The following is a 23,278-nucleotide window of genomic DNA, read 5'->3' as shown; positions in this document are numbered from 1 at the left end:
TGTCCAGCCTGTGACGGCGCCGGACCGAAGGAGAGACACATGACGAAAGCCATCGGCGTTCTCCTCGTCCTGGCGATGCTGGTCCATATCATCCGGCCGCTCGGCCTGCCGGGGCTCAGGCGCCGAGGCGACTTCTGGAAAGTGGCCGTCGCGGCCTTCGTGATATGGGGCGGCGCCCTCCTGGTGAGGGACTTTTCCTGAGGCCTGCCCGGACGTGAGAAAGGCCGCACCGTTTCCGGCGCGGCCTTTGCAATCTCCGGGCTTCGAGAGCCGGATCAGACCTTCTCGACGCTCGCCTTGTAGATCTGGTCGATCGTCGCGGCGAGGCTCGCATCGAACTCCGCATCGCTCATGGTGACGCGCATCTTTTCCGTCAGCGCGCGGGAGAAGCTCGCGATCATGCCATGGTTGTGGCTGAGCTTCTCGCAGGCATCCGCGGTGCTGTAGCCGCCGGAAAGGGCGACGACGCGGACGACAGACTTGTGGGCGACGAGCGGGGCGTAGAAATCGGCGACCGTCGGGATCGTCACCTTCAGCATGACCTTTTCGTCCGCCGGAAGCTTGTCGAGCTGCTGCGCGATCTCGTCGCGGAGGATGGCCTCGGCCTCCTGCTTGGTGGGGCTCTTGATGGAGACTTCAGGCTCGATGATCGGAACGAGGCCCTGGCCGATGATCTGGCGGCCGACCTCGAACTGCTGCTTCACGACGGCGGCGATCCCGGCCTTGTCCGCATGGGCGATCACCGAGCGCATCTTGGTGCCGAAGATGCCCTTTTCGCGGGCACGGATCAGCAGCGCGTCGAGATCGGGCATGGCCTTCATCAGCTGGACGCCGTTCTCTTCGGCTTCCAGGCCCTTGTCGACCTTGAGGAAGGGCACGACGCCGCGCTTTTCCCAGAGATAGGAAGGAACCGGCTGGCCTTCGACGTCGCCGTCCATGGTGCGCTCGAACAGGATCGCGCCGATGACCTTTTCGCCGGTGAAGGCGGGCGCGCTCATGATGCGGACGCGCATGGCGTGCATCAGGCGGAACATTTCCTCTTCGCCGTCATAGTCCGACTCCGAGATGCCGTAGAGGCTGAGCGCCTTGGGTGTGGAGCCACCGCTCTGGTCCAGCGCGGCAATGAACCCCGGGGCGGAGCTGATCTTTTCCAACATCTTCGCGTCGACCATATGTGACTCCTGTTTTTTGAATTGCGCGATGCGCGTTCCCCGAACTCATGTCCCGGACGACCGGCGGAATGTCCCGCATTTCCGCCTCGCCGCCGAAACCGTGTCAGCGCGATATCAGAAGTTGTCGGGCATTCAAATCCCGCTCTAATCTATTGAAACGTTTGAAATTATTTCAATCGTTTAAAATGTCTAAATTGTTTAAACGTGGTTGATGAAGGCGCGGCGGCTCCTACCTTCCGCGCCTTCATCCCGTTTTTACTTCGAGAGCACCGCGACGCCCGGCAGTTCCTTGCCTTCCATCCATTCGAGGAAAGCACCGCCGGCCGTCGAGATATAGGTGAAGTCGTCGGCAACGCCGGCATGGTTGAGGGCGGCCACCGTATCGCCGCCGCCGGCAATCGAGACGAGCCTGCCCGAGCGCGTCTCATCGGCGGCATGGCGGGCTGCCGCGACGGTCGCACGGTCGAAGGGCGCGATCTCGAAGGCGCCGAGGGGGCCGTTCCAGACGAGCGTATGCGCCTTCGAGATCCAGTCGTTGACCTTCTCGATCGACTTCGGCCCGATATCGAGCACCATCGCATCGGCGGGGATGGCGTCGATCGCCACGACCTCGTTGTCGGCGCCGGCCTTGAACTCTCGGGCCACGACGCCGTCCACCGGCAGGACGATGGTGCAGCCGGAGGCTTCCGCCTCGACCATGATGTTCTTCGCGGTCGCCGCCAGATCGTGCTCGCACAGCGACTTTCCGACGGAGACGCCGCGCGCGGCGAGGAAGGTGTTCGCCATGCCGCCGCCGATCACCAGGGCATCGACCTTCTGCACGAGGTTCATCAGCAGGTCGATCTTGGTGGAGACCTTGGCGCCGCCGACGATGGCGACCACCGGACGGGCCGGGTTGCCCAGGCCCTTCTCCAGCGCCTCAAGTTCGGCCTGCATGGTGCGGCCGGCATAGGAGGGCAGGTGGTGGGCGAGGCCTTCGGTCGAGGCATGGGCGCGGTGTGCGGCCGAAAAGGCGTCGTTGACGTAGATGTCGCCGTTCTTCGCAAGTTCGGCCGTGAAGTCCGGGTCGTTCTTTTCCTCGCCCTTGTGGAAGCGGGTGTTCTCCAGGAGCAGGATGTCGCCATCATTCATCCGGGCGATCGCTTCGGCGGCGGGGGCGCCGATGCAGTCGGAGGCGAAGAGGACGGCATGGTCGAGAACCTGCTCGACGGCGGGCAGGATCGTCGAGAGCGACATTTCAGGCACGACCGCACCCTTGGGGCGTCCGAAATGCGCCAGGAGGATCACCTTGGCGCCCTTGTCGGAAAGCTCCAGGATGGTCGGCGCGACGCGTTCGATCCGCGTCGTGTCGGTCACATTGCCGTCCGCAACCGGGACGTTGAGATCGACGCGCAGGAGCACGCGCTTCCCGGCGATATCGTTGAGGTCGTCGATGGTCTTGAAAGCAGGCATGGCATGATCCTCGTCGGCAGATGGTCGCGAGGGACCATACTATTCCTGACCGGTCGCGCAAGGCACCGGCCCCGTGTCGAGGCCGGCAAATTCTACTCTCCGTGGTGGCCCGGCTCCGGCGTCTTCAGCGACTTGCCGCGATAGTGGCGCAGCCGGTCGCGTATCCGGTGGGCGATTTCGCGCATGTTGATGAAGATGGGCAGGGTGGTCGCGGGCTCCACCGGCTCCAGCGAAATGCCGATGCTGCGGATCGCCTGCTGTTCGTCGAGATCGCGGACGATCAGCACGACGGAGCCGAAGCGGACGCGGTCGGCGTATTCCGCTACGCCGCCGAGACGATAGGCGACGAGTTCGGCAATCGTCATGCTCTGCTCGGCCGGGGAGAGGAGCCCCGGGCCATAGGCCGCGTCGAGCTCCTTGGCGGGCCGCGAGGGCGAGATGGCGAAGGCGCCGAAGAATTCCTCGTCATCCTGCTCGACGGGTGCGCGGCTCGCGAAAAGGCGGTCGAGGAGCCGGATATAGTTCGGGGTGACGAAGAGATAGACCTGGTCGCCCTCCTGCAGACGTCCCGCATACTGGTAGCGCATGCTGCGGCCGTCCCTGATGACGAGGGAAGGCAATGCCCAGCGCGGGATACGCTCGCCGCGAAGGACGGGGCTGTCCTTCATGACACGATAGGAGATGAGCTCGTGGGTCGATTTTCCCGGAAGGTCCAGCTCGATCTTGTCGATCTCGCCGAGCCGCGGCGGGATGATCAAGCCGAGCTTTCGCGCCATGGGCTTGATCGTCCATCCCTGCACGATGAGCGAGACCATGACGATAATGAAGGCGGTGTTGAAGAACAGGAGGCCGTTTTCCATGCCGCCGAGGAGCGGCAGGATGGCGAGCAGGATGGAGACGGCGCCGCGCAGGCCGACCCAGGCCACGAACCCGGTTTCCTGCTGCGTCATCTGGAAGGGCAGGAGGCTCAGCCAGACCGCGAGCGGGCGCGCGACGAATATCAGGAAGAGCCCGAGGATGACCGCCGGGACGGCGACCGTGAGGAACTGCGAGGGGGTCGCGAGCAGGCCGAGCACGATGAACATGATGATCTGGGCGAGCCATGTCAGCCCGGAGTGGAAACGGGCGATGGATTCGCGCGCGAAGATCTTGCTGTTGCCGGAATATATGCCGGCGACATAGACGGCGAGGAAGCCGCTGCCGCCGATCGCGCCGGTGAAGGCGAAGACGAGCAGGCCGAGCGCGAACGCGAAGATCGGGGCAAGGCTGCGGTCGGAGGTGAAGCGGTTGAGGATCCAGACGATCATCATGCCGCCCAGAAGGCCGAAGATGAGGCCGAGCGCCATCTGCTCGACGAAGAGCAGCAGGAACTCCGCGTCGAGGCCCGCGAAGCCCTCGCCGCTGGCGAGCACCTCGACAAGCGCGATGGTGAGGAAGATCGCCATCGGGTCGTTGGTGCCGGATTCCACCTCGAGCGTGGAGCGCACCTGCTCGCGGATGTTGATGCCGCCGATGCGCAGCAGGAAGAAGACGGCTGCCGCATCCGTCGACCCGACGATGGAGCCGAGGAGGAGGCCTTCAAGCCAGGAGAAGCCGAGGAGCAGCATGGCCGCGAAGGCGAAGATGGAGGCAGTGAGGACGACGCCCACCGAAGCGAGCGTGAGGGCCGGCCAGGCGGCGACGCGGAAGGAGTGGATGGAGGTCCCGAAGCCGGAATCGAAGAGGATGACGGCGAGGGCTAGAGAGCCGAGCATGTAGGCGAAGGCGAAATTGTCGAAGGCGATCCCGAACCCGTCGACGCCGGCGATCAGGCCGATCGACAGGAAGACGAGCAGCAGCGGCGCGCCGAAGCGGAAGGCGATCAGGCTGGAGAAGGCAGCCACCAGCACGAGGATCGTGCCCACCAGCAGGAAAATGTAGAACGCCTCCACCATTCCGATGCTCTCCATTGGGACAGGCTCGACGATTGCAGCGCCGGTGGCGGTGCTCGTTAACCTGTCGGATCTCACATGTCTTGGATTTCCGCCGGGCGGAAAGAATCAAGAGGAAGTGAATAAGGCGGGAACAAATCCGGCAACAGAAGGGCGGCGAAAAAGAAAACGGCGGCCGGAATGTCCGGCCGCCGTTTAAAAAAGCGATTGGGGTGGAAATGACCTAGAGCAGCTTGCCCATCGCGACGGCCGTATCGGCCATGCGGTTGGAGAAGCCCCACTCGTTGTCGTACCAGGTGAGGATGCGAACGAGGTTGCCTTCCAATACCTTGGTCTGCTCGGCTGCGAAGTTGGACGAATGCGGATCGTGGTTGAAGTCAACCGATACGAGCGGACCCGTGACGTAGTCGAGGATGCCCTTCAGTTCGCCGTCGGCGGCGGCCTTGATCGCCGCGTTGACTTCTTCCTTCGTGACGTTGCGCGAAGGAATGAACTTCAGGTCGACGACGGAAACGTTCGGGGTCGGCACGCGGATCGCCGAGCCGTCGAGCTTGCCCTTCAGTTCCGGCAGGACCAGGCCGACGGCCTTGGCTGCGCCGGTGGAGGTCGGGATCATCGACAGGGCAGCGGCACGGGCCCGGTAGAGGTCCTTGTGCATGGTGTCGAGGGTCGGCTGGTCGCCCGTGTAGGAGTGCACGGTCGTCATGTAGCCCTTCTCGATGCCGAAGGCCTTGTGCAGGACATAGGCGACCGGGGCGAGGCAGTTCGTCGTGCAGGACGCGTTGGAGACGACGAGGTCGTCCTTGGTCAGCGTGTTGTGGTTGACGCCGAAGACGACCGTCTTGTCGGCGCCGTCGGCCGGGGCCGAGACGAGGACGCGCTTGGAACCGTTCGAAAGGTGCAGCGACGCCTTCTCCTTGGAGGTGAAGATGCCCGTGCATTCAAGCGCGATGTCGACGTCGCCCCAGGGCAGTTCCTTGGGGTCCTTGACGGCGGTCACCTTGATCGGCTTGCCGCCGCCGACGACGATCGAGTCGCCTTCGACCCGGACCTCGGCAGGAAACTTCCCGTGGACGCTGTCGTAGCGCAGAAGATGGGCATTGGTCTCGACCGGGCCCAGATCGTTGATGGCGACGACCTCGATGTCGGTCCGGCCGGATTCCTGGATGGCGCGCAGGACGTTGCGACCGATGCGGCCGAAGCCGTTGATGCCGACTTTCACTGTCATTTCAGATACTCCCGTCTGTCTGTCGTAACATTGGTTCAACCTTGCTGACGCGAGGGAACGGCTTCAGGAAAGTCGCTTCTCGGTAGCAGCCACCACGGCTTCCGCCGTGATGCCGAAGTGCTTGTAGAGATCCTTTGCCGGCGCCGAGGCCCCGAAGGACTTCATGCCGATGAAGATGCCGTCGGAGCCGATCAGGGCATCCCAGCCCTGGCGGACGCCGGCCTCGACCGCGACCTTGACCGGCGAGGTGCCGATGATGGCGGTCCGGTAGTCCTCGTCCTGGTCCATGAAGAGCTCGACGCAGGGAACGGAAACCACGCGGGTGGCGATGCCCTTCTGCTCCAGCATGCCGGCGGCCTTGACGGCGATCTCGACCTCCGAGCCGGAGGCGAAGATGGTGACGCGGGCGTCGCTCGACGACACGAGGTCATAGGCACCGTAGGCGCAGAGGTTCTTCTCTTCGTATTCCTTGCGGACCGGCGTCAGGTTCTGTCGCGTCAGCGCCAGGCCGGAGGGACGCTTCTTTTCCTTGAGCGCGAGCTGCCAGCATTCCGCCGTCTCCGTCTCGTCCGCGGGGCGGAAGATCAGGAGGTTCGGGATCGCGCGCAGCGATGCCAGCTGCTCGATCGGCTGGTGCGTCGGGCCGTCTTCGCCGACACCGATGGAATCGTGGGTCCAGACATGGACGACGCGGATGCCCATCAGGGCCGCGAGGCGGACCGACGGCCGGCAGTAGTCGGAGAAGATCAGGAAGCCGCCGGCATAGGGGATCAGGCCGCCGTGAAGGGCGATGCCGTTCATCGCGGCTGCCATGCCGTGCTCGCGGATGCCGTAGTGGATGTAGCGGCCGGAGAAGTCGGTCGGCGTGATCGCCTTCATCTGGCTCGTCTTGGTATTGTTCGACGGCGTCAGGTCGGCGGAACCGCCCAGGACCTCGGGCAGAAGCCCGTTGATGATCTCGAGCGCGTCCTCGGAAGCCTTGCGGGTCGCGACGGTCGGGTTGTTCGCGGCGATCTTCTTCTTGAAGGCATCGATCGTGCTGTCGAAGCCGCCGGGCAGGTCGCCCGCGAAGCGGCGGACGAATTCGGCGCGGGTTTCCGCCGGGGTGGCGGCAAGCCGTGCTTCCCATTCCTTGCGGGTCTTGGTCGAGCGCAGGCAGGCGAGGCGCCAGGCATCGAGAACGTCGGCCGGCACGCTGAAGGCTTCCGCCTCCCATTCGAGCGCGGTGCGCGCCGCGGCGATCTCTTCGGCTCCGAGCGGACTGCCGTGCACCTTGTGCGTTCCCTGCTTGTTGGGAGCGCCGAAGCCGATCACGGTCTTGCAGGCGATGAGGGTGGGCTTGTCGGAAAGCTGTGCTGCCTCGATGGCCGCGGCGATGGCATCCGGATCGTGGCCGTCCACCTGGATCGTGTTCCAGTTCACCGCCTTGAAGCGGGCGATCTGGTCGGTGGAATCGGAGAGCGAGACGGCACCGTCGATGGTGATCGAGTTGTTGTCCCAGAAGACGATCAGCTTGTTGAGCTTGAGGTGGCCCGCCAGAGCGATGGCCTCCTGGCTGATGCCTTCCATCAGGCAGCCGTCACCGGCGAGGACATAGGTGTGATGGTTCTGGAGGTCGGAGCCGAATTCCTCGGCGAGCTTGCGCTCGGCGATCGCCATGCCGACGGCATTGGCGAGGCCCTGGCCGAGCGGGCCGGTGGTGGTCTCGACGCCCGAGATGTGTCCGTATTCCGGGTGGCCGGCGGTCTTGGAGCCGAGCTGGCGGAATTCCTTGAGGTCCTCGATGGTGAGGTCTTCGTAGCCCGTCAGGTAGAGCAGCGAATAAAGGAGCATCGAGCCGTGGCCTGCCGACAGCACGAACCGGTCGCGGTTCGGCCAGAGCGGGTTCTTCGGGTCGAAGTTCATGAAGCGCGTGAACAGGACGGTCGCGACGTCGGCGGCGCCCATGGGCAGGCCCGGGTGGCCGGAATTGGCCTTCTCCACGGCGTCCATGGAGAGGAAGCGGATCGCATTCGCCATCCGATTGTGTTTTTCGCGAGAGATCATGACTATTCCGCTGTTTCCGGGTGTCGTTCACGGTCCTTTCGGGGACCGGATGAAAGCGGGCTGATCCTTAGCAGGTGCGCCGGACAAGTCAACAAACCCGGGACCTCCAGTATGCCGCGGGGGCCGGGCGGCGAGGGCCCGGCAGCGGGGCGGAACGGGGTCGCGGCCGCGGCGCCGGCGCGACGATTCACAGGATTGACGCGCGCCGGGCAGGGGTTTTGTTGACCCCTCCGGCCGGCAAGATTAGTCTGTGCGCATTCTCGGCAGATGGCGCCGTTTTGAGTCGGCGCCCTGCCCATATTTCAACGGAAGACATGGATGCCGGCGGACAAGACGTTGGATCAGGCGCTCGCGGAACTGGCTGCTGCCATCGGCAGCCTGGAAAACGCGGTCGACATGCGGATCGAACACCAGCGCCAGAACAGCGAGATCGAGGGCGAGGTCCGCCGTGTCCACGAGGACCGGGCGCGCCTGGCGCAGGAGCTCGACCAGTCACAGTTCCGTGCGAACCGGCTGGAAGAAGTCAACCGCGAGGTCTCGCGCCGGCTCGTCACCGCGATGGAAACCATACGCGCGGTTCTCGACCGCTGACGGCGACAGGGGAAGGCAAGCATGGCCCAGGTGACGGTGACGATCGACGGCAAGGCCTACCGCATGGCCTGCGAGGAAGGGCAGGAAGACCACCTGAGCGGTCTCGCCGCCCGCTTCGACCGTTATGTGGGACACCTGAAGTCGCAGTTCGGCGAGATCGGCGACCTGCGGATCACGGTCATGGCCGGGATCATGGTCATGGACGAGCTTTCCGAACTTTCGCGGAAGGTGGAAGGCCTGGAGGCGGAGGTCCGGACGCTCAATTCCGCCCAGGCGGGCGTGCTCGAGGATCGCCACCAGAATGAACAGGTGCTGGTCTCGACGCTCGACGAACTGACCGGGCGTCTTGCCTCGCTGACGGCGAAGCTCACGGGGCGGCCGGCGTCGATCAACTGAACGGCGGCCGGGACTGGCGCTTCAGCGATTTTGCGGCTATATCTCGGATGCGGTCTGCGCCTCACGACAGGAACCACAATCCCTGGGGCCATACTCGATCCTTAGGGAGCTGTCCCTGACCAGGCCCGTGGGCTTGGACATACGGCGCCCACCTACTCTGTAGGCACCCAGGATCGTAAATCTCCATCGGTTGCGTGGATCGCACCCTTCTTCCAGACCGCCGACGCCGGGACAACGGCCCCGCCGCGCCCATCGGGCTTCTCAGGTCCACTTTCGTCAAGCGCATCTTGGTCAGACGCACATTGTCGGGTTCGATGTCTGGAAGTCCTGTCCGGGCGAGGGGCTGACGGTAGCGGGCGGCGTCGCGCTCTCCCGCAGAACCGAAACGCCCAGTCTCAGGCTCTGCCCCAGCGCCCAGGAGGCGGCGAAGGACTCGACCCTGAAGTGCCGCTGCGTGGCTACACCGTTCTCCACGATGCAAACGCTGTAGCGGTCGATAGCTGAAATCAAGAGAACTCTGTTCGTTTCCATCGCCAGACCCTCATCCCTGAAGGCGACGATACGCGGTTTTCGAGGCTGGAACAGTGCGAGAATTAGCACTGCCTTAAGAATACATAAGACGAAAGTCGAATCCTTGACTTTGTCCGGTGCAGGCCCGAGTTTCGGCCCGCCTCAACTTTTCGGGATGCCATGCCGCTCAGTACCAATACCTTCGCACGCTCGTCGATCCTCATGCTTCTGGTCGGCGCGGCGATCCTCGTGGGGATCGTGTTCTCGTCTTTGTTCCAGGCGCGGATGACGCAATCCTACTTCGACAACGTCATGCAGTTGCGGACTGCGCGCTCCGCGTCGGCCGACATGCTCATCCTGCTCCACGCTGCCGAGACCGGCCAGCGCGGCTACCTGCTGACGCAGAACAGGTCGTTCCTGGAGCCCTACGAGCAGTCGCTGAACGAGCTTCCGGTGCGGCTGGAAAGGCTGAGATCCGCTCTCAAGGCGGAAGCCTCGATGGCCGACCAGATCGCCCGGATCGAGTTCCTGATCAACGAGAAGCTCTCCGAACTGCGCCAGACAGTCGAGATGGTGGAGGGCGGCGACGTTCCGGGGGCGGTCGCCATCGTGCGCGCCGATTATGGCCGCCAGGTCATGAGCGAAGTGCGCGAACTGCTGCAGGGCTTCATCGACACGTTCCAGGCAAGGCTCGATACGGGCGCGGAGGAACTGTCGGCCTCGGCTGCCTCGATGCAGTGGTTCGCGATCGGCGGCGGCATCGTCATCCTTGCGGTGGTCGGCGGCGCGATCATGATCGTGGCACAGCATGTGCGGGAACTGTCGCGGGCACGCGAGGCGGTGGAGGGGCTCAATGCGAGCCTCGAGGAGCGCGTCGAGGAGCGGACGGAAGACCTGATGCAGGCCAACCGCGAGATCCAGCGCTACGCCTACATCGTCTCGCACGACCTGCGCGCACCGCTCGTCAACATCATGGGCTTCACCAGCGAGCTCGACGCGACGCTGGCGACGGTGAAGGCCTACGTGCTCGCGGAAGGGGCGACGCTCACCGAGGACCAGGTGCGCGATGCGCGGCTGGCGGTCGAGGAGGACCTGCCCGAGGCGATCTCCTTCATCCGCTCGTCGACGAAGAAGATGGATGCGCTGATCAACGCCATCCTGAAGATTTCCCGCGACGGGCGGCGTGAGTTGCGGCCGGAGGCGATCGACCTTGCCGAACTGCTGGAGAACACCGCAGCGTCGATCTACCACCAGGTCGACGAGGCGGGCGGCGAAGTCCGCATCGCCGTCGGCGGCGCGCGCGGGATGATATCGGACCGCTTCTCGCTCGAGCAGGTGTTCGGCAACCTGTTCGACAATGCCGTCAAGTACCGCCACCCGGACCGGCCGCTGCATCTGGCGGTCAGGGCCATGCCGGGAGGCCGCAACTCCATCCGCATCGAGGTGGAGGACAACGGCCGCGGCATCGCGCCGGAGGATCACGAACGGGTTTTCGAGCTTTTCCGCAGATCCGGCGTGCAAGACAAGGCGGGAGAGGGTATAGGCCTCGCGCATGTGCGGTCGTTAGTCAGAAATTTAGGCGGCGAGATTACCGTGACATCGACCTTGGGGGGAGGATCCACTTTCATTATCCGCCTGCCCACGGATCTGTCCCAGTATGTCAGGAGTAGCGGGTCATGAAAGCTGCAGCAAAAGAAGTCACGATCGTCATGGTCGAGGACGACGAGGGCCACGCACGCCTCATCGAGAAGAACGTGCGGCGCGCCGGCGTCAACAACGAGATCGTTCCCTTCACAAACGGCAATGCCGCCCTGGATTACATCCTCGGCCCGGACCGTACCGGCGCCAGCACCCAGGAACGCCACCTGCTGATCCTGCTCGACCTCAACCTGCCGGACATGTCGGGTATTGACATCCTCGAGAAGGTGAAGTCCAACGCTCATGCGAAGCGCCTGCCGGTCGTCATCCTGACCACCACGGACGACGAGCGGGAAATTCAGCGTTGCTATGACCTCGGCGCCAATGTCTACATCACGAAGCCGGTCGACTACGACAGCTTCGCCCACGCGATCCGTCAGCTCGGTCTGTTTTTCTCTGTGATGCAAGTGCCGGGGCAATAACGGAAACAGATGTCGCAGACCATCCTCTATGTCGACGACGATCTCGCGCTGGCACGGCTGGCGCAGAGATATCTGGGGCGCGCCGGCTATGACGTCGTGCACGCCGCAGGCTCCGCCTCGGCGCTGGAGGCGCTGGAAAGCAACACATTCTCGGCGATCGTTCTCGATCACTATCTGCGCTCCGAAACGGGGCTGCAGATCCTTGCCGTGCTGAAGGAGCGCAACATCGCGCTTCCCGTCATCTACGTCACCGGCTCCAGCGAGGCGACCATCGCCATCGAAGCGCTGAAGAACGGCGCATCCGACTACGTCATCAAGACGGTCGGCGAGGAATTCTGGCCGCTGATGGAAAGCGCGCTGCGCCAGGCCATCACCAGCGCCGAGCTCAGGCAGGCCAAGGAAAAGGCCGATCACGAGATCCGCCTCGGCAAGGAGCGGGCGGAAGTCCTGCTCGCGGAAGTCAACCACCGCGTCGCCAACAGCCTGGCGCTCGTCGCCGCGCTCATCCGCCTGCAGGTCTCCAACAGCCGCAGCGACGCCGTGAAGGAGGCGCTGACCGAGACCCAGGCCCGCATCACCGCGATCGCCGGCATGCACCGCAGCCTCTACACGTCGGACGACGTCCGGCAGGTGGAGATGGACAAGTATCTCGGGACGCTCGTCAAGGAAGTGCAGAACTCGGTCAACATGGAGCAGCAGGGACCGGTGATCCGGCTGGAAGCCGATCCGGTATCACTCACCTCCGACCGTGCCGTGTCGGTGGGCATGATCGTCACCGAGCTCCTGACCAATGCGATCAAGTACGCCTATACCGCCGGAGGCGAGGGCGAGGTTCGCGTCACCCTGCAACGGCTGGCGCCCGACCAGGTACTGCTGGTCGTCGAGGATGACGGAGTGGGCTGGACGCAGGACGATACGCCGAAGGGAACGGGGCTCGGCAGCCGCATCGTCAAGTCGATGGCGGCGACGCTCGGCTCCGCCGTCGAGTACAAGCCGAGAACCAGCGGGACCCGCGCCGAACTCCTTCTTTCGCTTCACTGCTGACGCCATGTCCGCGACCTGGCTGCCATTGCCACAGGGCCTTACGAGCCCTATCATCTCCTCCACCTGGATAAGCGACCTCGGTCCGTGCGCAAGCCGCGCCGGACGGGCGCCGACCCCTGGACGGAAGTTTCTGGGCGACCTGCATCCAGTTGCGCTGCCGATGCGGCGCGCCGGCGGGTCGATTCCGTCCCAACCGAGAGTTTTCCTTGTTAGTTGAAATTCTGATCGTCCTCGCCCTCACCGTCATCAACGGCGTCCTTGCCATGTCCGAGCTTGCCGTCGTCTCCGCCCGATCGGTGCGTCTCAAGGTCATGGCGGACCAGGGCAAGGGAGGGGCAAGCCTCGCGATGAAGCTTGCCGAAGATCCGGGCCGCTTCCTGTCGACCGTGCAGATCGGCATCACGCTGGTCGGCGTCCTGTCGGGCGCATTCTCCGGCGCCACGCTCGGCGCCCGCTTTGCCACCTGGCTGGAGGCGCAGGGCATGTCCGACGCATGGTCCGACGCGCTCGGCGTCGGCTCCGTGGTCGTCGCCATCACCTATCTCTCGCTGATCGTCGGCGAACTCGTGCCGAAGCAGATCGCCCTGCGGGCGCCCGAGACGATCGCCGCGCGCGTGGCGCCGGCGATGAGCTTCCTCGCGAAGATCGGCGCGCCGCTCGTCTGGCTGCTCGACCTGTCCGGACGGCTGGTGCTCGGGCTTCTCGGCCAGAAGGAAGAGCCGGCCGATCGCGTGACGGAAGAGGAAATCCGCACCGTGCTTGCCGAAGCGCAGAGCGCCGGGGTGATCGAGACGGAAGAATCCGCGATGATCTCCGGCGTCATGCGGCTCGCCGACCGGACCGCCCGCGGCCTGATGACGCCGCGCCGCGACGTGGAGGTCCTGGACATCGAGGACGACACCGACGAACTGCGCGAGCAGTTGCGCAAGACGACCCGTTCGCGCCTGCCTGTCCGCAACGGAAGCTCCGACGAGATCCTCGGCGTGCTCTTCGTCAAGGATGCATTCGACTTCGTGGCGTCGGGCAAGGGGCCGGACCTGCGGTCGCTGATGCGCGAGGCGCCGGTGGTCTCCGACCTGACGGGCGCGCTGGACGTCATCCAGGCGCTCCGCCGCACGCCGGCGCATATGGTGCTCGTCTATGACGAATACGGCCACTTCGAGGGGATCATCACCTCCGGCGACGTGCTGGAGGCGATCACCGGGGTGTTCCAGGAGGACGAGACCCAGGAGCCCGCGATCGTCGCGCGCGAGGACGGCTCCTACCTCGTCGCCGGCTGGATGCCGATCGACGAATTCGGACATGCCATGGGCATCCGGGTCGGCAGCGACCTCGACTACGAGACGGTCGCAGGCTTCGTCCTCGACGAGATCAAGCACCTGCCGGAACTCGGCGAGCGCTTCGAGCGCCAGGGCTGGACCTTCGAAGTGGTCGACCTCGACGGCCGGCGGATCGACAAGCTGATCGTCCGGAAGACCGAAGAAGCGGCAGAGTGATGGACGAGGACAGGCCAGCCAAGCCAAGGCTGAGGGCTGGCCGCCTTGCTGCCCGGGATGCCATTCCGCTCACCGAGCGGATCGAGAAGAGCCTGAACATCGCCGATCACGGCCTTGCCGCGATCGCGGTCGAGCCCGGATGCATCGTCTCCGGGTTCCTGCCGATCCGCACCGAGGTGGACCTGCGCCCGCTGATGGCGGGGCTGAGGCAGAAGGGCGCGCGCATCTGCGTGCCGGTCATCCTCGACAAGGAGCGGATCGTCTTCAGGGAACTCGTGCCCGGCGCGCCGCTGGTTGATTGCGGCTTCGGGACCTCGGCACCGGGGCCTGATGCCGCGGAACTGGAGCCGGACATCATGCTCGTGCCGGTCGCGGCCTTCGACGCGCGCGGCCACCGGATCGGCTATGGAGGCGGCTATTATGACCGCGCCATCGCCCGGCTCCACGAAAAAGGCCTGCAACCGCGTCTGATCGGGATTGCCTTCGACTGTCAGGAAGTGGCATCAGTCCCGGCCGAACCGCACGACATCAGGCTTCCGGCGGTGCTGACCGAGAGTGGCCTGCGCCACCTCGAATGATGATATGATTGGACAAGCATGCGGCTTCTGTTTCTCGGTGATATGGTCGGCAAGAGCGGGCGGACCGCGGTCTGGGAACGGCTTCCGGGCCTCGTTTCCGATCTCCGGCTGGATTTCGTCATCGTCAACGGCGAGAACGCCGCCGGCGGGTTCGGGATCACGGAAGACATCTTCCTGGAGACGATCAATGCCGGCGCCGACGTGGTGACGACCGGCAACCACGTCTGGGACCAGAAGGAGGCGGTGGTCTTCGCCGACCGTCACGAGCAGTTCCTGCGCCCGGCGAACTATCCGGCGGGCACGCCCGGCCGGGGCTCCGGCATCTACTACGCCCGCAACGGCGCCCGGGTCCTCGTCGCCAACATCATGGGCCGCGTGTTCATGCATCCGGAACTCGACGATCCCTTCAAGAGCGCGGAAGCCATCCTCGCCGCCTGTCCGCTGAAGGAACAGGCGGATGCGATCGTCTTCGACTTCCACGCGGAGGCCACGAGCGAGAAGCAGTGCTTCGGTCATTTCGTCGACGGTCGCGCAAGCCTCGTCGTCGGGACGCATACCCATGTCCCGACCGCCGACTGCCAGATCCTCAACGGCGGCACCGCCTACATGTCGGATGCCGGCATGTGCGGCGACTACGATTCCTCGCTCGGCATGGACAAGGAAGAGCCGCTCAACCGGTTCATCTCGAAGATGCCGAAGGGCCGGTTCGAGGCCGCGAGCGGGCCCGCCACGATCTGCGGCCTCGGCGTCGAGATTTCCGACAGTTCGGGCCTCGCCGAAAAGATCGCGCCGCTCCGGCTGGGGGCACGGCTCGAGGAAACCATCCCCTCCTTCTGGAACTGAGCGGGAACCGGGCGCCCCGAAATGACGGAAATGTGAGGCCCGCAGCCCGCGGGCCGGCTGGACCGGCAATCCCGCTTGCAGCATCCTTGCCCGGCAACGGACCAGGGAGTGGCATGATGCTGCGGACTGTCGCCTTCCTTCTCGTCACGCTGGCGGCGTCTGCGCCTGTGCGCGCACAGGATGCCCCCGGGGACGCCCCCGAGAACGCACCCCAGCATTCCCCCTTGGCAGTCAGCCAGTGCCAGGCGATCGCCAGAGCGCTGCCGGACACGCGCTTCGCCTCGTGGTCCGGCGACGATAGCCTGCCGGTAGTGCTCGCCCAGGCCGAGGAGCGTTCGGACCTTGCCGACAGGGAGACGGTGGACATCACCTATGTCGGCCACTCCACCTATTTCATCGAGACGCCGGGCGGCGTCGGCATCGCCACCGACTACAGCGGGCTCTACCGGCCGTCGCGGCTGCCCAATGTCGTGACCATGAACAAGGCGCATTCCAGCCATTTCACGCTCGCTCCGGACGCCGGGATAGAGCAGGTCCTGCCGGGCTGGAGCGACGTCCCGGGCGAAAGGGCGCAGCATCATGTCGTGGTGGGCGACGCCTATATCCGCAACGTCTCCACCGACATCCGTTCCTGGGGCGGCGATTACGAGGAGGGCGGCAACTCGATCTTCATCTTCGAGATCGCCGGGCTCTGCATCGGCCATCTCGGGCACCTGCACCACGAGCTCACCGACAGCCACTACGGCGAGATCGGCCGGCTCGACATACTGATGGTGCCCGTGGACGGCGGGCTGACACTCGGCGCCGACAGCATGAGCCGGGTTGTCGACCGGCTGCGGTCGTCGCTGATCCTGCCGATGCACCGGCCGGGCGGCCTCGACCGGTTCATCGGCATGCTGGCTGGAAAGTTCGACGTCCGCTATGCGAGCGAGCCCGTCATCCGGGTCTCCATGCGCACGCTGCCGAAGCGGCCGACCATCCTCGTGCCGCAGGAATGTAGGTCAGGGAGCGCCGGGGGAAACGTCGGTGAGCGCTTGAACCGCAGGCTCATCGAAACTATAACCCCGGGATTCACCACATCGATGTGACTAGGGGTTCCATGGCCGGCCATTCACAGTTCAAAAACATCATGCACCGCAAGGGACGGCAGGACGCCGTCCGTTCGAAAATGTTCTCGAAGCTCGCGCGCGAAATCACCGTCGCGGCGAAGGGCGGCATGCCCGATCCCGCGATGAATCCGCGCCTGCGCCTGGCGATCCAGAACGCCAAGGCACAGTCGATGCCGAAGGACAATATCGAGCGCGCCATCAAGAAGGCGGCGGGCGGCGATGCCGAGAACTACGAGGAAGTCCGCTACGAAGGCTACGGCCCGGGCGGCGTCGCCGTCATCGTCGAGGCGCTGACGGACAACCGCAACCGCACCGCCTCTTCGGTCCGCTCCAGCTTCTCGAAGGCCGGCGGCGCGCTCGGCGAAACCGGTTCGGTTTCCTTCTCCTTCGACCGCGTCGGCGAGATCGTCTACAAGGCCGAGGTCGGCGATGCCGACAAGGTGATGGAAGCGGCGATCGAGGCGGGTGCCGAGGACGTGACGTCCGACGAGGACGGGCACACGATCTACTGCGCCTTCGAGGACATGAACGAGGTCTCCAAGGCGCTCGAGGCGACCCTGGGCGAGGCGGAATCGGTCAAGTCGATCTGGAAGCCGCAGAACACCGTCCCCGTGGACGAGGAGAAGGCCCAGTCGCTGATGAAGCTCATCGACGTGCTGGAAGACGACGACGACGTGCAGAACGTCTACTCGAACTTCGAGGTCTCCGACGAAGTCATGGCGAAGCTCTCGGCCTGATAATTACAACGGAGAAGGCGCCGGTCAGGGCGCCTTTTCCATCATCGGCAGGCCGGCGAGGAGTTCGACCGACCTCAGCCGCGCGGCGATGTCGTGGATCGGCATCGAGACGATCAGTTCGTCCGCCCCTGTTTCTCCGAGGAATGCAGAGAGTTTCGCCTCCAGCGTCGCGGGCGCGCCGACCGCCGCGTAGCGCAGCGTATGATCGACGCTGATCCGTTCCATGTCCGACCAGAGGCCGTCCATCGTGTCCACGGGCCGCGGGAACTTGCCGCGGACATTGCGGCGCAGGTTGATGAACTGCTGCTGCGCCGAGGTGAAGAGGCGGGCCGCTTCCTCGTCGGTGTCCGCCGCCACCCCCATCACGCCGACCATGACGTAAGGCTGGTCGAGCGATGCCGACGGCTGGAAACGCTCGCGATAGATGGCGATCGCGTCCATCAGCATGTCCGGCGCGAAGTGCGAGGCAAACGCGTAGGGCAGGCCGAGAGCGGCTGCGAGATGAGCGCTGTAGAGGCTCGAGCCGAGCAGCCAGAGCGGAACGTTGGAGTTCGCGCCGGGGACGGCCAGGATCGGCTGGTCTTCCGTCGGGGGGCCGAGCAGGCGCTGCAGTTCGATGATGTCGTGCGGGAAGTTTTCCGCCCCTGCCTCGAGATTGCGACGGAGCGCCCGGGCGGTGCGCATGTCCGTGCCGGGCGCGCGACCGAGGCCGAGGTCGACGCGGCCGGGGAAGAGGGCTTCAAGCGTCCCGAACTGCTCGGCGATCACCAGCGGCGAATGGTTGGGGAGCATGACGCCGCCCGAACCGATGCGGATGCGGCTGGTCGCCGCCCCGACATGGCCGATGACGAGGGCGGTCGCGGCGCTGGCAATGCCCGGCATGCCGTGGTGTTCCGCAAGCCAGATGCGCTTGTAGCCGTGCTCCTCGGCCTTGCGCGCCATCTGCCGCGACTGGTCCAGCGCGTCGCCCACGTCGAGGCCTTCGGGGACGGGCGAAAGATCGAGGATGGAAAAGGGTATCATCTTCATTCCTGACAGAAACGGGGCCGGGCGGTCACCTCATATAGGCACTTGATCCGCCGATGCGAGGCAGGGCCGAGCGTTCCGTCAGGGAAGAGCCTTTCCGATCAGGATTTGACCAGTGTCAGATGACCGCGGCGGCCGGATCCCGGTGCCGGCGTGAAGGGCGGAAGAAGTTCTCCCGACGGCTTGAAGCGGTCGGCCTGGCGATCGATCTCGGCGGCTGCCCGGTCGATGGCGTCGAGGTGGAAGAGCGGCGGATGCGGTACCTTGTCCGGATCGTCCAGCCTGCGGATGGTCGGGGCGAGATCGGCGCGGATCGCCTCCAGTTCCTTTTCTCCCCGGCGCATGCCGTCGCCGAGCGCCCGTGCCTGCGTGTCGGCCGCCTCCAGGTAGAGGTCATGGGCCTCGAACTCGCGGCCGAGCTTTGCGATCGCCTCGCCCGATGCCTCAGACGAACCCATGGCGCCGTCCGCTTCGTGCCCGATCGCTTCCAGCGTCGTCTCGATCTGCTGGGTGATGGCATGGAGCGTCTTGGCGACACCGAGCGTGTCGTCGCTCGCCGGCGCCGTATGGGCGGCATTGACGCCGCTGTTGAGGGCCAGGAGGGCGGCTTCCCGGACGACAGGCCGGAGGTCGTCAACGAGCGCCTTCAACCGGGACAGCGAGCCGCGGGCATCGCCCGCAGCACTTCCCGCCTGCGCTGTCGCCTGGCGCGGACGGTCGAGGTCGAGACGGGCATTGTGCAGGATGGTGGAGACATGGTCGGCGCGGGCCGCGTGGCTGCGGGTGGCATTCTCGACGCTGGCGAGGGAAGCGAGGGCGGCCGACACGGCGGCGGCGCGACCGTTTTCCTCCTCCGTCCTGACATGCAGCCCGCGGCGCATTTCCTCCGATTCCGACCGGAGTTCACGGGTGCGGCTGATGATCTCGTCGAGACTGGTCGAAAGGGACCTCAGTCCCCGGTTGAAATCCTTGCGCATGCCTTCGAAGGCGCGGGGGAAGGCCATGTCGATGTTCTGGTAGATATCGCCTGCGGCCAATCTGCGAAGGCTGCCGTCGAGGGCATCGGCCACCGCGCGTAGTTCCAGCAGTTCGTTCTCGAGCCTGTCTCGATCCCGCATGTCGGCCTCCTCATGATTCCGTATGCGCAGTTCTGGCGAGCTAATTCACCATGAGGAAGAGTGTTGCATGCACGAACGCCCTTTTGCACGGGACTTCGCCAACGTGGTTAACGCGGCTTTAACGTTTGCGAAGCCCGGGTGTTTTTGTTTTGTTCACATTTCGCGTGGCATTGCTGGGGCAGCGGCTTTAGGATTACCCCCATGACAGACACGATTCGCATCATCGGCATCGATCCCGGCCTGAGGCGCACGGGCTGGGGCGTCATCGAGACGCTCGGCAACAGCCTGCGCTTCGTCGCGTCCGGGACGGTGACGTCGGACGGCGACCTCGATCTCGCCTCGCGGCTCTGCCAGCTGCACGACGGACTTGCCGAAGTCGTGCATGCCTACCAGCCGGACGAGGCGGCCGTGGAGCAGACCTTCGTCAACAAGGATGCGGTGGCGACCCTGAAGCTCGGCCAGGCGCGCGGCGTCGTGATGCTGGTGCCGGCGCGCGCCGGCCTTCGGGTCTCGGAATATGCGCCGAATGCCGTCAAGAAGGCGGTGATCGGGGTGGGGCACGGGGAAAAGCAGCAGATCCACCTGATGCTGAAGATCCTGATGCCGAAGGCCACCTTCGTCGGCAACGACGCGGCGGATGCGCTGGCGATCGCCATCTGCCACGCTCATAACCGGGGCGGCGAGAGGATGCGCAAGGTCCTGGCCGGCGCCTAGGATGTTCTTGACTTGTTCCGCGGGTAATAATAATCCTTACTCGCAAGGAGATTGTCATGCGCGTCACATCCAAGGGTCAGGTGACCATTCCGCGGGATCTGCGGGAACTGGTCGGCATCGAACCGAACTCGGAAGTGGTCTTCACCGTCGAGAACGGTCGGCTGGTCGTCGCGCCGAAGAACGATCCGCTGCACGAGCAGGAACGGCAGCGGCTGGAAAACTTCATGGCGACGCTGCAGCGCCTGGAAGGAACCGGTGACCCGTCGATCGATGCGGATGTCCTGATGGACATGACGCGGGACCGTTGAGATGGCCGTTCTGGTCGATACCGGTATCCTCGTCGACATCGCCGCACGCGATCCGGTCTGGCTGGCGTGGTCGCGCGGCGTTCTCGCAAAGCTCGTCGGGCGGGTGCCGCTGATCATCAATCCCGTCATTTATGCGGAATTCTCCGTGCGCTATCGCGACATGGACGAAGTCGATGCGTTGCTGCCGGCGGAGGAATTCCGACGTGAAGGGCTGCCGTGGGCGGCGGCCTCCGCGGCCGGTGCGGCATTCGGCGTCTACCGGCGGGCCGGCGGAGCGCGAGACCGCGTGCTGCCGGACTTCCTGATCGGGGCGCATGCATTGATCCGCGGCTATTCCATCGTCACGCGCGATCCGACGGGCTATCGGCGCTACTTTCCCGATGTTCCCCTCATCACCCCCGAAACCCATCCCCTGCAACGGACGGACCCATCCCCATGATCGGCAAGCTCAAAGGCACCATCGAAGAGATCGGCGACGACCACGTTCTCGTCGACGTGCATGGCGTCTGCTACGAGGCCTTCTGCTCGGCCCGCACCCTGTCGCGGCTCGGATCGGCGGGGGAGGCGGTCGTGCTGTTCATCGAGACCTATGTGCGCGAGGACCAGTTGAAGCTGTTCGGCTTCCTGTCGGCGCTGGAGCGCGAGTGGTTCAACCTGTTGCAGAGCGTACAGGGGGTCGGGGCCAAGGTGGCGCTCGCGGTTCTCTCGACGCTGACGCCGTCGGAACTGGCGAACGCGATCGCGCTGCAGGACAAGACGTCGGTGTCGCGGGCGCCGGGCGTGGGGCCGAAGGTCGCGGTGCGCATCGTCACGGAACTGAAGAACAAGGCCCCGGCCTTCGCGGGCGAGGCAGCCGGCAGCATCGGCTTCAAGCAGGAACTGGGAGAGGGTGTGGCCTCGGCACCGGTTTCCGATGCGGTGTCGGCTCTGACCAATCTCGGCTATTCCCGCGACCAGGCCGCCAATGCGGTTGCCGCCGCGCTGAAGAGTGCCGGCGAAGGCGCCGACAGCGCCAGGCTGATCAGGCTCGGGCTGAAGGAACTGGCGCGGTGAGGCCTTTCCCCGCGTGCCAATCCGGCCGCCTTCGTGTATGGAATTGCGAGAAATTTCTGACGGACATGAATGATGAGTGATGCCGCCCGCCTGATTTCGCCGGAAAAGCGGGGCGAGGACCTCGACACGGCCCTGCGCCCGCAATCCCTGGACGAGTTCACCGGCCAGGCGGAGGCGCGCGCCAACCTCAAGGTGTTCATCGAGGCCGCCAAGAACCGCGGCGAGGCGCTCGACCACGTGCTCTTCGTCGGCCCGCCCGGGCTCGGCAAGACCACGCTCGCGCAGATCATGGCGAAGGAACTCGGGGTCAATTTCCGGTCCACCTCCGGGCCGGTCATCGCCAAGGCGGGCGACCTTGCGGCGCTGCTCACCAATCTCGAAGAGCGCGACGTGCTGTTCATCGACGAGATCCACCGGCTGAACCCGGCCGTGGAGGAAATCCTCTATCCGGCCATGGAGGATTTCCAGCTCGACCTGATCATCGGCGAGGGACCCGCCGCGCGGTCGGTGAAGATCGACCTCTCGAAGTTCACGTTGGTGGCCGCGACGACCCGCATCGGGCTCCTCACGACGCCGTTGCGCGACCGGTTCGGCATTCCCGTCCGGCTGGCCTTCTACACGGTGGAGGAACTGGAACTGATCGTGCGGCGCGGTGCACGGCTGATGAACCTTCCGATGACCGACGAGGGAGCGCGCGAGATCGCCCGGCGCGCCCGCGGGACGCCGCGTATCGCAGGCCGACTGCTGCGGCGGGTCCGCGACTTCGCCGAGGTGGCGCGGGCCGACGCGGTGACGCGGGAGATCGCCGACGAGGCGCTGACCCGCCTCCTCGTCGACAACCGCGGCCTCGACCAGCTCGACAACCGCTATCTCACCATGATCGCGATGAACTTCGGCGGCGGCCCGGTCGGTATCGAGACCATTGCCGCCGGGCTCTCGGAACCGCGCGACGCGATCGAGGACATCATCGAGCCCTACATGATCCAGCAGGGTTTCATCCAGCGGACCCCGCGCGGGCGGGTGCTGACGGCGACCGCCTGGAAACACCTCGGGCTGCAGCCGCCGAAGGACCTCGAGGCCGCGCAGTTCCGGATTCAGTTCGACGATGAGTGAGGACCTGCGGGTTCGCAGGACGTTCGGCGAGGGCAGGGCCTGGTTCAGGGGAGCATCGGGCAAGACAGTATGGAAGCCGCGACGGGCACAAGATCGGGTTCGGGCTTGGTCGTGCCGCTGGGATTAAAGGGGACTATTTCCTGATCGCTTTCGCAAGACGGCCGGCATGACGGAGACGCAAGAGAAAGAGTGGCCGAAGCGCTTCATCGTTACCATCAAAGCTGCGCCGCGCGTGGGGCTGCTCTATTGGTGCGCGTTCCATGACGAGCGACATATCCATATCCCTGAGATGTGGAAAGTTCGGCCTGTCGTCGTCGTCAGCCGGAAGAACAGTCTTCGTGGCAAGTGTACCGTTCTCCCGTTCTCGACCAGCGAACGCAACGAGAGTGGGGAATTAGCATTCGAAGCCAGCGCCGCGACCCGCAAGCTTCTCGACAACAGCGACCGAACCTGGGTCTTGTGCGATCATCCCGTAACAGTCGCTACCTCGCGCCTCTCCCAGATCAAAGGCGGGGTTCCTCGGATGCCGCGAAACGAGCTGGCGGATGTGCTCAGCCTGATGCTCAAGTCTCTCGCTGCACCGTTGCCCTAATCGACTGGCTGTTGAATTTCCCCACAGAATGTTTATATTGGCGTCATTCGCGGGGTTGAAAGACCTTCGCCGCCCGGAAACGGGAGTCATAAGCGGAGCCG

The 23,278-nt window shown here is 65.0% G+C and carries 25 protein-coding genes and 1 other RNA gene; 18 read left to right on the top strand and 8 right to left on the bottom strand.

Features of this window, described 5'->3' with window-relative positions; all coding sequences use genetic code 11:
* Positions 1–39 precede the first annotated feature (39 nt).
* Positions 40–201 (top strand): hypothetical protein, encoded by a 162-nt coding sequence (locus ACWGPT_RS00695; protein ID WP_452603651.1) that lies wholly within the window; start codon positions 40–42, stop codon positions 199–201.
* Positions 202–275: 74 nt separating this feature from the next.
* Here ACWGPT_RS00695 and ACWGPT_RS00690 read toward each other — a convergent pair whose 3' ends face one another.
* From ACWGPT_RS00690 to tkt, 5 genes are all read right to left on the bottom strand, one after another.
* Positions 276–1,172: a fructose bisphosphate aldolase gene (locus ACWGPT_RS00690; RefSeq protein WP_452603650.1), complete on the bottom strand. Its 897-nt coding sequence runs from the start codon at positions 1,170–1,172 to the stop codon at positions 276–278.
* 255 nt (positions 1,173–1,427) lie between these two features.
* A complete protein-coding gene (locus tag ACWGPT_RS00685; protein ID WP_452603649.1) occupies positions 1,428–2,624 on the bottom strand; it encodes a phosphoglycerate kinase in 1,197 nt (398 codons plus the stop codon).
* Positions 2,625–2,716: 92 nt separating this feature from the next.
* Positions 2,717–4,573: a potassium/proton antiporter gene (locus ACWGPT_RS00680; RefSeq protein WP_452603648.1), complete on the bottom strand. Its 1,857-nt coding sequence runs from the start codon at positions 4,571–4,573 to the stop codon at positions 2,717–2,719.
* Between the two features lie 205 nt (positions 4,574–4,778).
* Positions 4,779–5,783, bottom strand: a complete 1,005-nt coding sequence (gene gap / locus ACWGPT_RS00675) for a type I glyceraldehyde-3-phosphate dehydrogenase (RefSeq protein ID WP_452603647.1) — start codon at positions 5,781–5,783, stop codon at positions 4,779–4,781.
* Positions 5,784–5,846: 63 nt separating this feature from the next.
* On the bottom strand, positions 5,847–7,829 hold the full coding sequence (gene tkt, locus ACWGPT_RS00670; protein ID WP_452603646.1) for a transketolase: 1,983 nt from the start codon (positions 7,827–7,829) through the stop codon (positions 5,847–5,849).
* Positions 7,830–8,147: 318 nt separating this feature from the next.
* Here tkt and ACWGPT_RS00665 point away from each other — a divergent pair, with 318 nt between their 5' ends.
* From ACWGPT_RS00665 to ssrS, 3 genes are all read left to right on the top strand, one after another.
* Complete coding sequence (locus ACWGPT_RS00665; protein ID WP_452603645.1) at positions 8,148–8,420, top strand: DUF4164 domain-containing protein; 273 nt, start codon at positions 8,148–8,150, stop codon at positions 8,418–8,420.
* Between the two features lie 21 nt (positions 8,421–8,441).
* A complete protein-coding gene (locus tag ACWGPT_RS00660) occupies positions 8,442–8,816 on the top strand; it encodes a cell division protein ZapA (protein ID WP_452603644.1) in 375 nt (124 codons plus the stop codon).
* A 48-nt stretch (positions 8,817–8,864) separates the two neighbouring features.
* Positions 8,865–9,021, top strand: a non-coding RNA gene (ssrS, locus tag ACWGPT_RS00655) — 6S RNA.
* Between the two features lie 86 nt (positions 9,022–9,107).
* Here ssrS and ACWGPT_RS00650 read toward each other — a convergent pair.
* Entirely contained in the window at positions 9,108–9,347 is a 240-nt protein-coding gene (locus ACWGPT_RS00650) for a hypothetical protein (protein WP_452603643.1), read from the bottom strand.
* A 159-nt stretch (positions 9,348–9,506) separates the two neighbouring features.
* Here ACWGPT_RS00650 and ACWGPT_RS00645 point away from each other — a divergent pair, with 159 nt between their 5' ends.
* The 8 genes from ACWGPT_RS00645 to ACWGPT_RS00610 all read left to right on the top strand — a co-directional run bounded on the left by ACWGPT_RS00645 (position 9,507) and on the right by ACWGPT_RS00610 (position 17,253).
* Positions 9,507–11,006: a sensor histidine kinase gene (locus ACWGPT_RS00645; protein WP_452603642.1), complete on the top strand. Its 1,500-nt coding sequence runs from the start codon at positions 9,507–9,509 to the stop codon at positions 11,004–11,006.
* Entirely contained in the window at positions 11,003–11,446 is a 444-nt protein-coding gene (locus ACWGPT_RS00640) for a response regulator (protein WP_452603641.1), read from the top strand. Before ACWGPT_RS00645 ends, ACWGPT_RS00640 begins: the two co-directional genes overlap by 4 nt.
* A 9-nt stretch (positions 11,447–11,455) precedes the next feature.
* Complete coding sequence (locus tag ACWGPT_RS00635; protein WP_452603640.1) at positions 11,456–12,490, top strand: sensor histidine kinase; 1,035 nt, start codon at positions 11,456–11,458, stop codon at positions 12,488–12,490.
* Positions 12,491–12,711: 221 nt separating this feature from the next.
* Entirely contained in the window at positions 12,712–13,986 is a 1,275-nt protein-coding gene (locus tag ACWGPT_RS00630) for a hemolysin family protein (protein ID WP_452604080.1), read from the top strand.
* Complete coding sequence (locus ACWGPT_RS00625; RefSeq protein WP_452604079.1) at positions 13,986–14,564, top strand: 5-formyltetrahydrofolate cyclo-ligase; 579 nt, start codon at positions 13,986–13,988, stop codon at positions 14,562–14,564. The genes ACWGPT_RS00630 and ACWGPT_RS00625 overlap by 1 nt, the downstream gene beginning before the upstream one ends.
* A gap of 18 nt (positions 14,565–14,582) precedes the next feature.
* Positions 14,583–15,407, top strand: a complete 825-nt coding sequence (locus tag ACWGPT_RS00620) for a TIGR00282 family metallophosphoesterase (RefSeq protein WP_452603639.1) — start codon at positions 14,583–14,585, stop codon at positions 15,405–15,407.
* Between the two features lie 113 nt (positions 15,408–15,520).
* Positions 15,521–16,495: an MBL fold metallo-hydrolase gene (locus tag ACWGPT_RS00615; RefSeq protein WP_452603638.1), complete on the top strand. Its 975-nt coding sequence runs from the start codon at positions 15,521–15,523 to the stop codon at positions 16,493–16,495.
* A gap of 11 nt (positions 16,496–16,506) precedes the next feature.
* The gene (locus tag ACWGPT_RS00610) at positions 16,507–17,253 is read left to right on the top strand and encodes a YebC/PmpR family DNA-binding transcriptional regulator (protein ID WP_452603637.1); all 747 of its coding nucleotides are present in this window, start codon (positions 16,507–16,509) and stop codon (positions 17,251–17,253) included.
* Positions 17,254–17,277: 24 nt separating this feature from the next.
* Here the strand turns inward: ACWGPT_RS00610 and ACWGPT_RS00605 are convergent, their stop codons facing one another.
* Positions 17,278–18,276 carry an LLM class flavin-dependent oxidoreductase gene (locus ACWGPT_RS00605; protein WP_452603636.1) on the bottom strand — a complete coding sequence of 333 codons (999 nt, stop codon included), beginning with the start codon at positions 18,274–18,276 and terminating at the stop codon, positions 17,278–17,280.
* A 104-nt stretch (positions 18,277–18,380) separates the two neighbouring features.
* Positions 18,381–19,397 carry a hypothetical protein gene (locus ACWGPT_RS00600; protein ID WP_452603635.1) on the bottom strand — a complete coding sequence of 339 codons (1,017 nt, stop codon included), beginning with the start codon at positions 19,395–19,397 and terminating at the stop codon, positions 18,381–18,383.
* A gap of 201 nt (positions 19,398–19,598) precedes the next feature.
* Here ACWGPT_RS00600 and ruvC point away from each other — a divergent pair, with 201 nt between their 5' ends.
* The 6 genes from ruvC (at position 19,599) to ACWGPT_RS00570 (ending at position 23,177) form a co-directional block, all read left to right on the top strand.
* A complete protein-coding gene (gene ruvC, locus ACWGPT_RS00595) occupies positions 19,599–20,111 on the top strand; it encodes a crossover junction endodeoxyribonuclease RuvC (RefSeq protein ID WP_452603634.1) in 513 nt (170 codons plus the stop codon).
* Between the two features lie 56 nt (positions 20,112–20,167).
* On the top strand, positions 20,168–20,419 hold the full coding sequence (locus ACWGPT_RS00590; protein ID WP_452603633.1) for an AbrB/MazE/SpoVT family DNA-binding domain-containing protein: 252 nt from the start codon (positions 20,168–20,170) through the stop codon (positions 20,417–20,419).
* A gap of 1 nt (position 20,420) precedes the next feature.
* Positions 20,421–20,858: a type II toxin-antitoxin system VapC family toxin gene (locus ACWGPT_RS00585; protein WP_452603632.1), complete on the top strand. Its 438-nt coding sequence runs from the start codon at positions 20,421–20,423 to the stop codon at positions 20,856–20,858.
* Positions 20,855–21,472: a Holliday junction branch migration protein RuvA gene (gene ruvA, locus ACWGPT_RS00580; protein WP_452603631.1), complete on the top strand. Its 618-nt coding sequence runs from the start codon at positions 20,855–20,857 to the stop codon at positions 21,470–21,472. Before ACWGPT_RS00585 ends, ruvA begins: the two co-directional genes overlap by 4 nt.
* Positions 21,473–21,544: 72 nt before the next feature.
* Complete coding sequence (gene ruvB, locus ACWGPT_RS00575; RefSeq protein ID WP_452603630.1) at positions 21,545–22,585, top strand: Holliday junction branch migration DNA helicase RuvB; 1,041 nt, start codon at positions 21,545–21,547, stop codon at positions 22,583–22,585.
* 166 nt (positions 22,586–22,751) lie between these two features.
* Complete coding sequence (locus ACWGPT_RS00570) at positions 22,752–23,177, top strand: type II toxin-antitoxin system PemK/MazF family toxin (RefSeq protein ID WP_452603629.1); 426 nt, start codon at positions 22,752–22,754, stop codon at positions 23,175–23,177.
* The last annotated feature ends 101 nt before the right edge of the window (positions 23,178–23,278 follow it).

Source organism: Pseudorhizobium sp. NPDC055634 (assembly GCF_053618655.1).
The sequence above is the reverse complement of the archived record's forward strand: the minus strand, read 5'-3'. Positions and strand labels throughout refer to the sequence as shown.